This is a genomic window from Psychrobacter sp. van23A (genome assembly GCF_030845275.1).
GTDB classification, from domain to species: domain Bacteria; phylum Pseudomonadota; class Gammaproteobacteria; order Pseudomonadales; family Moraxellaceae; genus Psychrobacter; species Psychrobacter faecalis.
The window spans coordinates 537,552-551,799 of record NZ_CP132595.1 but is presented as its reverse complement, the minus strand read 5'-3'; the positions used below and the strand labels follow the sequence as shown (position 1 = coordinate 551,799).

The 14,248-nt window shown below is 44.1% G+C and carries 12 protein-coding genes; 8 read left to right on the top strand and 4 right to left on the bottom strand.

Annotated features, from left to right (window positions below):
* The first annotated feature begins 143 nt into the window (after nucleotides 1-143).
* Entirely contained in the window at nucleotides 144-1,604 is a 1,461-nt protein-coding gene (locus tag RAH45_RS02420; RefSeq protein WP_068404001.1) for a D-2-hydroxyglutarate dehydrogenase, read from the top strand.
* Between the two features lie 107 nt (nucleotides 1,605-1,711).
* Here the strand turns inward: RAH45_RS02420 and RAH45_RS02415 are convergent, their stop codons facing one another.
* Nucleotides 1,712-2,341 (bottom strand): BLUF domain-containing protein, encoded by a 630-nt coding sequence (locus tag RAH45_RS02415; RefSeq protein WP_068404000.1) that lies wholly within the window; start codon nucleotides 2,339-2,341, stop codon nucleotides 1,712-1,714.
* Between the two features lie 738 nt (nucleotides 2,342-3,079).
* Here RAH45_RS02415 and RAH45_RS02410 point away from each other — a divergent pair.
* The 5 genes from RAH45_RS02410 (at nucleotide 3,080) to RAH45_RS02390 (ending at nucleotide 10,068) form a co-directional block, all read left to right on the top strand.
* Nucleotides 3,080-4,717, top strand: a complete 1,638-nt coding sequence (locus RAH45_RS02410) for a carbon-nitrogen hydrolase family protein (protein WP_068403999.1) — start codon at nucleotides 3,080-3,082, stop codon at nucleotides 4,715-4,717.
* Between the two features lie 117 nt (nucleotides 4,718-4,834).
* Entirely contained in the window at nucleotides 4,835-5,398 is a 564-nt protein-coding gene (locus RAH45_RS02405; RefSeq protein WP_068403998.1) for a protein disulfide oxidoreductase, read from the top strand.
* A gap of 420 nt (nucleotides 5,399-5,818) precedes the next feature.
* A complete protein-coding gene (gene ileS / locus RAH45_RS02400; protein WP_068403996.1) occupies nucleotides 5,819-8,677 on the top strand; it encodes an isoleucine--tRNA ligase in 2,859 nt (952 codons plus the stop codon).
* Nucleotides 8,670-9,287, top strand: a complete 618-nt coding sequence (lspA, locus tag RAH45_RS02395; RefSeq protein WP_082894243.1) for a signal peptidase II — start codon at nucleotides 8,670-8,672, stop codon at nucleotides 9,285-9,287. The genes ileS and lspA overlap by 8 nt, the downstream gene beginning before the upstream one ends.
* A gap of 169 nt (nucleotides 9,288-9,456) precedes the next feature.
* Nucleotides 9,457-10,068, top strand: coding sequence for an O-acetyl-ADP-ribose deacetylase (locus RAH45_RS02390; RefSeq protein ID WP_082894242.1), 612 nt, complete (start codon nucleotides 9,457-9,459; stop codon nucleotides 10,066-10,068).
* 13 nt (nucleotides 10,069-10,081) lie between these two features.
* On the opposite strand, the gene RAH45_RS02385 is transcribed toward RAH45_RS02390, so the two are convergent.
* On the bottom strand, nucleotides 10,082-10,759 hold the full coding sequence (locus RAH45_RS02385) for a DUF1294 domain-containing protein (protein ID WP_306495447.1): 678 nt from the start codon (nucleotides 10,757-10,759) through the stop codon (nucleotides 10,082-10,084).
* Nucleotides 10,760-10,890: 131 nt separating this feature from the next.
* Nucleotides 10,891-11,208: a hypothetical protein gene (locus RAH45_RS02380; protein WP_068403993.1), complete on the bottom strand. Its 318-nt coding sequence runs from the start codon at nucleotides 11,206-11,208 to the stop codon at nucleotides 10,891-10,893.
* A gap of 336 nt (nucleotides 11,209-11,544) precedes the next feature.
* Here RAH45_RS02380 and RAH45_RS02375 point away from each other — a divergent pair, with 336 nt between their 5' ends.
* Both RAH45_RS02375 and RAH45_RS02370 read left to right on the top strand, forming a co-directional pair.
* A complete protein-coding gene (locus RAH45_RS02375) occupies nucleotides 11,545-12,042 on the top strand; it encodes an FKBP-type peptidyl-prolyl cis-trans isomerase (protein WP_068403991.1) in 498 nt (165 codons plus the stop codon).
* A 56-nt stretch (nucleotides 12,043-12,098) separates the two neighbouring features.
* Nucleotides 12,099-13,139 carry an aldo/keto reductase gene (locus tag RAH45_RS02370; RefSeq protein WP_068403990.1) on the top strand — a complete coding sequence of 347 codons (1,041 nt, stop codon included), beginning with the start codon at nucleotides 12,099-12,101 and terminating at the stop codon, nucleotides 13,137-13,139.
* Between the two features lie 185 nt (nucleotides 13,140-13,324).
* Here the strand turns inward: RAH45_RS02370 and RAH45_RS02365 are convergent, their stop codons facing one another.
* Nucleotides 13,325-14,125, bottom strand: coding sequence for a lysophospholipid acyltransferase family protein (locus RAH45_RS02365; RefSeq protein WP_068403989.1), 801 nt, complete (start codon nucleotides 14,123-14,125; stop codon nucleotides 13,325-13,327).
* Nucleotides 14,126-14,248 lie beyond the last annotated feature (123 nt).

Here is a 14,248-nt window from a genome sequence, read left to right as displayed (position 1 = left end):
CTATCATTGCGCTACGCGCTCGCTTATACTTATCTAAACCTACTTATTTATATAAACACAGTTAGCACCGCTGGGTTATATCCATTTAGCGATATAATAATCCCTTTTATGCATAGCGCTTGCGTTTCTACCGAGATTTGACCATGACTTCTTTAGCTAGCCAAAGCAATACTACCACTCAAAATGATTCTCAAACCACTACCACTGCTATCCAAAATATCTTAAGCAGCTTGCTCGATGTCCATCAGTTTGACCCCAGCCAAATCAAAACTGATAGCGAGAGCCTCGAGCATTGGGGCAAAGACTGGACCAAGCATTTTGCGCCTGCTGCTGCTGCTATCGTCTTTCCGAAGACTACTGAGCAAGTACAAGCGATTGTCCTCCTTGCCAATGAGCACAATGTGGTCTTAACCCCAAGTGGCGGTCGTACCGGTTTGTCAGCTGGTGCCGTCGCCGCCAATGGCGAGATTGTCGTCAGTATGGATAAGATGAATCATATTGGACAGTTTTATCCTGCTGACCGCATGGTTGAGATTGAAGCGGGGGTGGTCACTGAGCAGCTGCAACAATTCGCCGAATCAAAAGAGCTTTACTACCCTGTCGATTTTGCCTCAGCAGGTTCCAGTCAAATTGGCGGTAATATCGGCACCAATGCTGGCGGTATTAAAGTGATTCGTTATGGCATGACCCGTCAATGGATTATGGGATTGACTGTCGTCACTGGAAAAGGTGATATCTTGCAGCTTAATCGCGGTATGGTAAAAAACGCCACCGGTTATGATTTACGCCAATTATTTATCGGTAGCGAAGGTACGCTTGGTCTAGTCACTCATGCCCAAATCAAGCTTGAGCGTCAGCCCCAAGACTTAAACGTCATGGTCTTAGGCATGGACAGCTTTACTGATGTGATGAATGTGCTATCGGCTTTTCAAGCGAAAATTGATTTGACGGCGTTTGAGTTCTTTGACGATGTCGCCATTGATAAGCTTATGGCGCATGGTCAAGTACAAGAGCCTTTTGAATCGCGCACCAAATTTTATACCCTGCTAGAGTTTGAAGCGCCGTATGAGCCTATCATGGACAAAGCCATGGCAATATTCGAGGAGTGCATGGAACAAGGTTGGGTCGTCGATGGGGTGATGAGTCAGAGTCTGGCGCAAGCAGAAGAGCTGTGGAAGCTGCGCGAATATATCTCTGAAACCATCTCAGTATTCACGCCTTATAAGAATGATGTCTCGGTACTTATCAGCTATGTACCTGAATTTATCGCCGAGATTGATCATATCGTCAGTAGCAACTACCCTGACTTTGAGGTCTGTTGGTTCGGTCATATCGGTGATGGTAACTTGCATCTTAATATCTTAAAGCCTGAAAACATGAGTAAAGATGACTTTTTTAGCGAATGTCAAATCGTCAATAAATACGTGTTTGAAACGGTGCAAAAATACGGTGGTTCAGTTTCTGCAGAACATGGCGTTGGTATGACCAAAAAGCCCTATCTGAATTATAGCCGTAGCGAGACTGAGATTGAATATTTACGCGAAGTCAAAAAAGTATTTGATCCCAATAATATTATGAACCGTGGTAAGATTTTTGATATGTAATTGCTTCAATTTATTATTATTGCAATAAGTTTGATGACATAAAAAGTGACGCTAAATATCAAATTTTAGCGTCATTTTTATATTATTGTTTAGCACCATAGCCCAGCTTATAAATATAGCAGCGCCAAACCGATGACCAACAGTACACTTAAAAACCCTTGCACCACTAAAAAAGCTTGATGCGGGGCGGCGATGTGGCGCACCATATTACCAAGCGCGTTATAGGTAATGCCGGCTGCTTTAATATGAGGCGGAGTGTCAAAGGTTTTGATAATTTGCAAAAACTGTTCGGTACGCTCAGCTGACCAACCGTGCGGCGCAAAGGGTAGATACGGCGACAATTGCGCTGCTTGTTTTTTGGTGGCAGGTGACCAAAGCCAACGCTCCAAAAACAGCAAACGCATGCGCCAGTCTGAAAAATCACGCTGTGTAATCACTTGTAATACGAGCACTTGCACGTCTTTATGGCGCTTATCGGCAAAAATGCGCTGCGTCAGCGCCGCCACTTTGGCTTTTTCACCCTCCATACATTGCAAAAAATGCCCATTGCCATAACATAACGTACCTGTGATACCGTGCTGCTCGTTATAATCACGCGCATGAGCTTCTACCTCATCAAATATTGCTGCATTTAACCGTGAAGCAAGCGTCAAGCTACTGACATACACCAACTGTATCAATGCAGTATCTGCTATTTCATCTAATTTGCTAAAGGCATTAGCATGAGTTAGGGGCATAATAAAAATCCTAAAAGGTCACCATTGAAGGCAACCGAAAAAATACGCCATCTAAAATGACGTGTAAAAAAATAAAAATATTACGGATAGTAAAGATGGTGCCTCACGAAAACTGAGCAATAAAATATGGTAATAAGACCTAGTAATAAAATCGGGCAACAAAAACCTAGCAAATAATTACGCCGCTTGTCTGTGATTGTTTATGGGAGTTGCTATCATAACCAGCGCAAAGAGAAACGTGATAATAAGCGTCATTTGCGCCATAAAGGGCTAGGGCATGTCCTCAATTCAATCGATAGTCCTCTAAATGGGCTAAAAATTAAGTTACCCGCAGAGAGTATTTAAAATAAAGACAAAACACAGTGGTAAAATGCACCCTTGCAAACTTGCTAAATCGCCTCATTAAAACAAATAATGACAAAGGCAGAATTTATAACTTTTGCGTATAACTCATTGTAAATGCAAAGATAAATGATTGTAACGTTTAAATAAGCCTATTGATATGCTTTTCTCGACATTATGGTCTAAAAAGTCGTAGAAAAATCTGGGCGCTGGCGTTTATTTTTAGCAATTGCATCTATGCGAAAACACCTTTTACGTGCTTTTCTTACGATTTTTAATAGCCAGTTTTTTATAAAAACCTTATTTATAGCTGCCCTTTTTAGCAAGATTTTTAGCAAAAAAATATTAATATCGATTTATTAAGACCGATTTACAGAGACGACAGACAGGAACATTATGAGCAAAATTGAAAAATTAGATGACTTTCACCTAACCATCGCTGAGATTAAGAAAAAAGACTACCCGCAGCTTAAAGCCTTGATGGATCGCGTTTATGTCAACTTGGGCGGAGCATGGTCAAAAAACACCATTCATGCTTTGATTGATGCCTTTCCCGAAGGGCAGATTGCGCTATTTGACCACGATGAGCTGATTGGCATCGTGCTCTCTATGCGCGTCGATTACAACAAGTTCTCTAACCCGCATACTTATGATGACTTAATCGGTCATAAAGAAATCATCAGAGACAACCCTGAAGGCGACGCGATTTATGGGCTAGATGCATTAATCGACCCTGAATATCGTGGTTACCGCTTAGGTCGTAGGCTCTATGATGCGCGTAAAGAGCTGTGCCGTCAGTTAAACTTCCGCGCTATTTTAGCCGGTGGTCGTATTCCCAATTATCATAATCATCAGGATTTGACCCCGGGCGAGTATATTGAGGCTGTAGAAGCGCGTGAGATTCATGACCCAGCACTGTCGTTTCAGTTATCCAATGGCTTTATTGTTAAACGTATTTTGACCGCGTATTTGCCAGATGATGCGCAGTCAAAAGGCTTTGCGACGTTGCTTGAATGGGCAAATATCTATTATGAGCCGCAAGATTATAAGCCGAATACCCGTAAATCTGAGGTGCGTATCGGCGGTATTCAGTGGCAAATGCGTGAAGTTGAGTCACCTGAAGAGCTGTTGCAACAAGTTGAGTTTTTCGTCGATATCATGGCCGACTACAACTCTGACTTTGCTTGTTTGCCAGAATTCTTTAACGCGCCATTGATGGGACTGTGTGAATCGACTGATCAAAACGTCGCGATTCGCTTTTTGGCCGGTTATACCGAATGGTTTAAAAACGAGATTTCGCATTTGGCAGTCAGTTATAACGTCAATGTCATCACCGGTTCCATGCCGTTTTTGGACGACGATGATACTTTATATAACGTCAGTTATTTGTGCCGCCGTGACGGTACGGTCGAAGAGCAGCGTAAAATCCACATTACCCCGCATGAGCGTAGCGCGTGGGTGATTGAAGGGGGCGATGAGGTCAAAGTATTTGACACTGATGCTGGTCGTATCGGTATCTTGGTTTGCTATGATATTGAGTTCCCAGAGCTTGCGCGTTTGATGGCGCTTGATGACATGGATATTTTGTTCGTCCCATTTTGGACAGATACCCAAAACGGCTACCTGCGCGTACGCCACTGTGCCCAAGCACGGGCGATCGAAAACGAATGTTATGTGATGATTTGCGGTTCGGTCGGTAACTTGCCGCAGGTTGAAAGCTTGGACATTCAATATGCGCAGTCGTCTATTTTCTCACCTTCGGATTTTGCGTTCCCGCATGATGCGATTATGGCAGAAACAACGGCCAATACTGAGATGGTATTTTTCTCTGACGTGAACTTAGACAAGCTTATTCACGTTCGTAATGAAGGCTCGGTACATAATTTACTTGACCGCCGTGATGATTTGTTTAGCTTAAAGTGGAAAAGAAAAGCCAAAGTGCCAGCGAGTAAATTATCAGATGCTGAGCGCCGTGAAAACTCAGGTAGCGTGCTTATCGGTGACCCATTGCAAGACCGCGCGAAAAAACCTTAAGCGCTTATATTAAAAGACAAGCATTAAACATAACAATCTAAAAATTATAATAAGACGGCTGACCATTCAGCCGTTTATTTTTATCTATTAACATTTAAGCGCAAAAAAGCAGCCATTATGACCACTGATTCTAATCTCAATATTACAAAAACCCCTGAGACGCCAAAAAAAACGCCCAAGCAAAAGCTATTGTCTGTTGCTAAAAATTTGCTTATATATGGTTTGGCATTTACGATCATTTATATGGCGATTAACTGGTGGCGCCAACCGGTCATGCCAGCCAATCCGCAATTGCAACTAACCGACTATCAAGGGCAAAGCGTTGATTTGGCAGCGATGAGTCGGGATAAGCCAACGCTGGTATACTTTTGGGGAACGTGGTGTCCGGTTTGTCGGGTAACCTCGCCAACGATAGATAAGCTTGCGGCGGCGAATAATTATCCTGTGGTAACGATTGCGATTAAATCCGGTTCTGACCAAGAGTTGCATAGCTACCTTGCCGAACACAATTACCGCTTTACCACTATCAATGACCAAGAAGGTGAGATATTTGCTGATTGGCAAGGCCAAGTAACGCCGTCTTATGTGGTTTTGAAAGATGGCGAGATGACGCAAGGCTTGACCGGTATTCAGCCGCTTTGGTCGCTCAAATTGCGTTTGTGGTTATCAGAAGTTTTTTAACCCTTGGTCAATAGTATAAAATCTAATAAATGGTCAATTAAGGGGTCTAGACCTATGCTTTAATAGATGGCGCATTGCTGCTATAAGTCATTGCTTTTGGCTAAAAATAGGACGATACCGGCCAGCTCTTTTTACCCTACTCATTTTGTCATATAATAGCTGCCGTACTCCTATTCCCTTTTCTAAGTATTCTGCTAAAAATATTTTTTGTTGCAATCGTCTGATTAGTATTTATGATGGACGTGTCCATTTAAAATCAAGTGATAAGCAACCTATTTTGCGCCATGTTTTTTAAGCAAATTTTTTCAAGTAATAAGTAAAAGACTAGCATCGATTATCCAATATTTAACCCCATATATCTTTAATCTTACGCCTGAATTTAAACACAACCTTTAACCATCATCTTATAAGACACCTTCTATGACTGATAAAAGTACCGACACCCCAAGCCACGATTATAAAGACACCCTAAACCTTGCCGATACGCCATTTGCGATGCGTGCCAACCTTGCCAAACGTGAGCCAGACTGGCTGGCGGCTTGGGAAGCCGACGACGTGTACGGCAAAATTCGTCAGGCGCGGACGGGCGCAACCAAATATATTTTGCATGATGGTCCTCCATACGCCAACGGTCAGATTCACTTAGGTCATGCGGTCAATAAAGTGTTAAAAGACATTATCGTCAAGTCAAAAACCTTGTCAGGCTTTGATGCGCCTTACGTGCCAGGTTGGGACTGTCACGGTTTGCCTATCGAGCAAAAAGTCGAAGCTAAAGTCGGTAAGGTCGGTCAAAAAGTCTCAGCAACTGAATTTCGTGGCCTATGCCGCGAATATGCAAGTACCCAGATTGAGCTACAAAAGGCTGACTTTAAACGTCTGGGCGTGTTTGGTGATTGGGACAATCCTTATTTGACGATGAACTTCCATCAAGAAGCTAATATCGTACGTGCGCTTGCTAAAATTTATGACAACGGCCACGTCACCCGCGGCATGAAGCCAGTCAACTGGTGCTTGGATTGTAGCTCTGCGCTAGCAGAAGCTGAAGTGGAATACCAAGATAAAGTCTCTGATGCTATTTATGTGAGCTTTGACGTCTTAGATACCGACAAGGTTGCAGCATTAAGCGGCATTGAAGGTAACATCGCCGCAATTATCTGGACGACAACCCCTTGGACGTTACCAGCAAACCAAGCCATCTCGGTACACCCTGAGCATGACTATAGCGTGGTCGCAACTGCCAAAGGTAACTTCTTATTAGCCACTGACTTGGTTGAAAGTGCATTAAGCGAGTTTAAACTGACTAACGATGGTATCTTAGCTACCGTTTCAGGACGCGAGCTTGAAGGTCTGCGCGCCCAGCATCCATTGATTAGCGAGCGTCAAGTGCCGCTAATCCTAGGTGAGCACGTAACCACGGATAGCGGTACTGGCCTCGTCCATACCGCACCGGGGCATGGTCTTGACGATTATATCGTTGGCCTGAAATATAACTTGCCGGTTGAAAACCCAGTCAGTGGAACGGGCGTTTATCTAGACAGCGCGGCGGTATTTGCCGGTGAGCATATCTATAAAGCCAATCCGCAAATCATTGCAGCACTGCATGATAACGGCCATTTAATCAACCATACCAAAATCGAGCACAGCTATCCGCATTGCTGGCGTCATAAGTCGCCGATTATTTTCCGCGCCACCCCGCAGTGGTTTATCAGTATGGAAACCAAAGGTCTGCGTGAGCGTGCGCTTGCTGATATTCCTTCTGTCAATTGGACGCCAGCTTGGGGACAAAACCGCATTGAAGCGATGATGACCGGTCGCCCAGATTGGTGTATCTCACGCCAGCGTACGTGGGGCGTGCCGATTACCTTTTTTACTCATAAAGAAACCGGCGAGCTGCATCCTAATACGCTAGAGCTGATGGAAGTGGCCGCGCAAAAAATCGCTGCAGGCGGCGTTGAAGCTTGGTTCGATGCCAGCTGTGAAGACTTTTTAGGGGCGGAAGAGGCAGACTATGATAAAGCAACCGATACGCTAGACGTTTGGTTTGACTCAGGAACGACGCATTTTGCCGTCCTTGAGCAGCGCGATGAGCTGACCAATCCTGCCGATATGTATCTCGAAGGTTCGGATCAGCATCGCGGTTGGTTCCAGACCTCATTACTCACGTCTGAGGCGATGTACCAGCGTCCACCATTTAAACAAGTATTGACCCATGGTTTTGTCGTCGATGAAAACGGGCGCAAGATGAGTAAGTCACTTGGCAACATCATCACGCCGCAAGACGAGATCAATAAAACCGGTGCGGATATGCTACGTTTGTGGATTGCCTCGAGCGACTATCGTTATGAGATGAGCGCGGGTAAAACGGTATTTAAAGGCGCCATCGACATGTATCGCCGTATCCGTAATACCCTACGCTTCTTGCTGGCCAACACCGACGACTTTAATCCTGCGACCAACAGCGTTGATATCAATGAGCTGGTTAGCCTTGATAAATTTATTATTGAGCGTGCGCAAACGGTACAAGCGCAAATCATCAGTGCTTATGATGCGATGGACTTTCACCAAGTCACCCAGCATATCACCGCGTTTTGCTCGCAAGACTTGGGTAGCTTTTATCTCGATATTATCAAAGACCGTCAGTACACTACCCAAACTGATGGACAGCCGCGTCGCTCTGCGCAAACGGCGATTTATCATATCGCTCATGCCTTAATTCGCTGGATTACGCCGATTTTATCATTTACTGCGCAAGAAGCTTGGGAAGTATTGCAAGGTAAAAACGGCACTGACGCAGGCTACGTATTTACCGAAGCATGGTATGAGTTCCCAGCATTTGAGCTTAGCGCCATCAGTAGCGACGACTGGCAACGTATCATGCAAGCAAAAGATATGGTCAATAAACATATCGAAACCGCACGCGGTGAAAAAATCATCAATGCCAACTTGTCTGCGGGCGTTGATTTATATGCTGACGGTGCGATGTATGACAGCTTAGCCAAGCTTGGCGAAGAGCTGCGTTTTGTCCTGATTACCAGTAGCGCAACGTTAAAACCAATGAGCACCGCGCCTGCTGATAAAGCCAGCGCAAAAGCCGATAACAATGAAAATGAAGATGCATCGGGTGATTTAGTGGTTGACGTTAGCGCGGCGACGGGCACCAAATGCGTACGCTGCTGGCACATCCGTGATGATATCGGTACAGACGCGGCGCATCCTGAACTATGCGCACGCTGCGTGACCAACGTCGCAGGCGACGGCGAGGTGCGCCATTATGCCTAACTCACCTAAAAATAAGCAGCCGCAGGTTGAGGCCGATAACTCGCCTACGCCTGCGCATGCGACTACAGGTAGCTCAACCACGCCTAAAGGTCGTCTGAAGAAGACGCCAAAAATGGTCGCTAATGGCAGTCGCGCCTTTATATGGTACTTGCTGGCGCTTGCTGTGCTTATCGTTGACCAGTGGACGAAGTGGTTGGCTGAAACCAATCTCAATTTCCTTGAGCCTGTGCCCGTGATTGAGCCGTTTTTAAATTGGACGCTTGCTTATAACTATGGCGCGGCGTTTAGTTTTTTAGCAGACCAAGCAGGTTGGCAAAAATGGTTTTTTGCCGGACTGGCACTCGTAATGTCGCTATTTTTAATCGTCTATCTCGTCAAAGCACCGCGTAAAGCCAAGCTGTTATCGTTTGGTTTGGCTCTGGTGCTTGGTGGCGCTCTTGGCAACCTGATTGACCGCTTGCTCCATGGTCACGTGATTGATTTTATTCACGTGCATTACGCCGACGTTTGGCATTATCCAATCTTTAATATTGCCGATATTGGTATTTGTATTGGTGTGGCGCTGATTGTTATTGATATGCTGTTTTTAGAAAAGAAACGTGATGCTTAAATGATATAAATACAATGACTTTGCAAATAGGCTACCAAATCGGTAGCCTATTTTTTTGCGCCTTTTTTGAGAGATAGTATATTAAAGATTATTGATAACGTAAGCGATATAGTCGAGTGACGCTAAAAACGCTAAAGTATATTAAGTTCAATATAAAAAGGGTGCTGCCATGTCTAATAACCAAAGGTCTAATAATCAAATAAAACCTATTGCTCAAAAGCAAATTTCTGCTGCTAATGAAAATAATAAGCACACTGTTACTTTGTCAGTGCTGCAAGCCGATATCACCACCTTAAATGTTGATGCGATTGTCAATGCGGCCAATTCAAGCTTGCTTGGTGGCGGCGGTGTCGATGGTGCAATTCATCGGGCAGCGGGACGTGAATTATTGGCGTATTGTCGTACTTTGAATGGTTGCCAGACAGGTGATGCTAAAATCAGTCCAGCGTTTAAGCTACCTTGCCAGTATGTGATTCATACGGTCGGCCCTGTTTGGCATGGTGGCAATCGTCACGAGCCAGAGCTACTCACCAGCTGTTATCGAAACTCGCTGGACTTAGCAGTTCAAAATAATCTAAGCAGCATTGCTTTTCCATCTATCAGTACCGGCGTGTATGGCTATCCAATCGAAAAAGCAGCGCAAATTGCTATGGGTACGGTAAAAGATTATCTACAAAATAGTTTAGGCGAAATGTCTGAGCTTTCAATTCGTGAAGTCATTTTTTGCTGTTTTTCAGCCAGCGATGCAGCGATTTATAAGCAAATGTTAGAGCAGTCTTAAAAGTAAAACATGCTTAGAACAATGCTTTTAATCCCGTTAAGTCGCCACTGTTTACCATAATAAATAACAACCCTGCCAAATTAATAATGACGGTCAAATAATAAACGATACGAAATTCCGGCTTTTGTGACTTATGACGTAAATAGGTTTGAGCGACCAGCGCACCGACCCAACCGCCAAGCGTACTCAACAGATGCAGCGTTGACTCAGGCGTACGCCAGTCGCCATTTTGGGCAGCGGCTTTGTCTTTGGCATACATGCCATAGGTAATGACGCCTAATATCACGTACCAAGCAACCACTAGCCAGCTTAGCTTATTCATGACCGCCAATAAAATTAAAACCCCATAAAATCCAACACCAAGGAACAAGCGTTTCTTTTGCCCTGTTTCAAATTCTGCTTGGGCGCTGCGTTTGTGATTACGCTGCCGGATTTGGTTGTTCTTTTGCGCCATTTTTTGTTGTACAAAGCTGAGTTCTTGTACATCCTTTGCTTGCAGGCGTCCCTGATTGTCTTGCCCTACTGTAAAAACCACTTGCTCGCCAATTTCGGGACGGCGCGGGGCTTTAAACGCGCTAACATGAAAAAACACCGACTCGCCCGCCGCAGTTTCGATAAAACCAAAACCTTTATCGTCTTGCCATTTTTTGATATGACCTTGTTTTCTTATATTTATCTGCTTAGTTTTCATAACTGTATACTTTTTGATTTTAATGATTATTAACGACCATTATATAACCTTCCCGCGCTCATAAAAAAAGCTAAGAGCATTACTCTTAGCTTTTTATTGACCATAAAATATCCTAACAAGACATTAAGGTATTAACGGCATTTTTTCTGTTCATACAAGTTAGTCAAATTGTTGCGGCGCTCTTTTGCAGCATTGATAGCTTCTTCAGTATTAGAATAGGTACCAATTAAGGCTGGCCAAAATAAAATTGCTGCTGCTACGTTCTTACCAGTCGCTTTACGCTCAGCGCGTGCCTTTTGTTCAAAGTCATCAGCTTCTGCTATTTCATTAAGAATTTGCTGACAAGACAAATTAACGTCACTTACTTTTTTAGTTTGTACAACATGTGGAGTTGCACACCCTTGAGCCAATAACGCGAACATTCCAATTACCAAAATAGCTTTTTTCATAATCATCTCAGAAGTTATTTAAATTACAATTATTAATATATATTTACGTTCCTTATATTAACTTTACATTTATATACAATATGAAAAATAATGTCAACTTAATTTCATCAATTAATCATCCCATATGGCAATCAATCTTATATCAGTTTATTAAACTCCTGTATTTATTACTTTTGATGAGATGCATTTAACGATTAATGATGTATCTCCATTATGGAAGTATTGATAAAATAATTCATGTCATACAGGCGACATGAACATGTACAGCAGACGGTTATGCTAAACTCTCTTTTATAATTAATCTTCTAAACCTTACTCTATAAAAGACACTTTGCTATGACCGACTCCCAATTTATCACCCCTAATGAAGACATTCGCATCACCCACGGCAGCCTTGTGAAGCTGCATTTTGAAGTATCGCTCGAAAACGGTACGGTGATTGATTCAACCTTTAACCGCGACGAGCCAGTGACGCTGACCGTTGGCGATGAGAGCTTTTTACCGGGTTTTGAGCAAGTGCTGATGAACCTACGTGCTGGCGATACGCGCACCGCCCACCTTGAGCCTGAGCAAGCGTTTGGCGAGTGGAACCCTGATAACATTCAGCATTTTAGCCGCACCCAATTTGCCTTAGTCGCTGACAATCCTGAAATCGGAATGTTGGTCGAGTTTGAAGATAAAGGCAAAAACACCCTGCCCGGTACCATTAGCGCCATCGATGACGACGAAGTTGAAGTCGACTTTAACCATCCACTTGCTGGTCAATCGGTACTGTTTAAAGTAAAAATATTCCAAGTCACCCCGCCGGGCGTCACAGGTATCAAGATTATGTAGTATGAAAAACGGCTTGAACATAAAACCTTATTGAGAATAAAAACAGGGATAAACAGATGCAATATCAAACACTGCCGCAACTGAATGAAAAAGTCTCAAAAATCTGCTTAGGAACGATGACATGGGGGCAGCAGAATAGCGAAAGCGACGCGCATGCCCAGATGGACATGGCCCTTAGTGCAGGCGTGAATTTTTGGGATACCGCCGAAATGTATCCGTCGCCGCCTGATAAAGACAAGCAAGGCGATACCGAACGCTTTATGGGCACGTGGTTTAATAAAACCAAACAGCGCGACAAGGTCATTCTTGCTAGCAAAATCTCACCGATGGATTTTTTACGCGATGGTCAGACGCGCTTTAATGCGGCGCATATTAGTAGCGCCATCGATAGCAATCTTGAGCGTTTGCAAACCGATTATATTGATATTTATCAGTTGCATTGGCCTGAACGGCAAGCGAACTTTTTTAGCCAGCGCGGTTATAGTGAAGAGATGGCAGCGCAGTCGCTGGATGATTTGACGCCTTTTTTAGAGACCATCCAAGCACTAAATGACGAGATCAAGAAAGGTCGTATTCGTGCTTATGGCTTATCGAACGATACCGCCTGGGGGCTGATGCGTTATCTGTGGGAAGCGGACAAAAATGGTTTAATCGCGCCTATCACGGTGCAAAATCCTTATAGTTTGCTCAATCGTCTATATGAAGTTGGCATGGCAGAGATTGCCCATCGTGAAAATGTTGGTTTACTTGCTTACTCGCCGCTCGGCTTTGGGGTTTTATCTGGCAAATACCTTGATGGTAAACGTCCTGCAGGCGCGCGTCTGACGATGTATGACCGCTTTGCTCGCTATACCAATGACGAAGCAAAAGCCGCCACCGCTCAATACGCCAAAATCGCTGCCGAAGCCGGTTTGGATATGGCGCAAATGGCATTGGCCTTTGTCAATTCGCGCTCGTTTGTCACTAGTAATATCGTTGGCGCAACCACCACTGAGCAGCTGCAATCAAATATCGATAGTATCAATGTCACCTTAAGCGCAGATGTGCTAAAAGCGATTGAGGCGGTACATACCCAGCACCCTAATCCGTCGCCATAACATTACGTGGTCATAGATTGATATTGTTTAGCTTTTAATAAGCTGACGTTCAAGTATTTGCATAGCAAAGAAAAAGGCACCAATCATTAGTATTTATGACTAAGATTGGCGCCTTTTTTATGACTACTTTTCTGCTACTAATTTTTCTATTAAAGCGGTTATCTTTCAAGCAGTTTTGTACTTGCTTAAGGTTTGCCAGCTTTCGTTAAAACCCGCGAATGCAGTTCAGCCAAGCCTTCTTGCATATGCGCTTGTAACAAATCGGTTAGCTGACTTTTGCTCAACCCTTTAGGATCTATCGGCTCAAGCGGTAAGACAAAAGCCGTCACGTCTTTACTATCGAGCACCTTTTTTAGGCTATCTTTCATCGTCATTTTGCCATAATAAGGCAGCGCCTCACTTAACGTGCCATCTTTATTGACATATGCAATCACTAGCGGGCGTACTGGGACGTCAGCATCTATCGCCGCTTGCAGCAAAGTGCCGTGGATACGTTTGATTTTTTTACCATCGGTGGTGGTCGCTTCTGGGAAAAAGATAACCGAAAAACCTTTGGTTAAAAAATTGGCAATTTGGGTGGCAACCGTGCCCGCATCACCGGAACCACGCTCGATAAATACCGTCCCTGCGGCATGCGCAAGCTTACCAAAGATTGGCCAATCGCCAATTTCTGCCTTTGATAAGAAAAAAGCAGGGCTTAGCGTCCCCACTACCGGAATATCCATCCACGATACATGGTTAGCCACCCATAAACCGTGATGCTGCTCTACGCGCTCGACTGCCACCACCTGCACGCCAAACGAGCCTGCCATTTTACGGCAAAACGCTTGAATATAGCGCGGTAGCTTTTCGCGCGGTGGCTGTTTAAAGGCACCGATACGCTGGGCGGCGCGCAATCCACCAGCGATGGTGGTGGTCATGCCAGCGATTTGTTTGCCGCGACCTAATTGCTGTTTGAGTGAAAAGCCTGACTTAGATTGGCTCATCTGTATCCCTCGTGATTAAAAACTTATGGGTTAAAAATGCTTTATTACATCTTAGTGTTAAAAAAGCTTAATGCTTAAAAGAGTGCTGCCTAAAAAACGTATGATTATATCTCGTAAACAAGG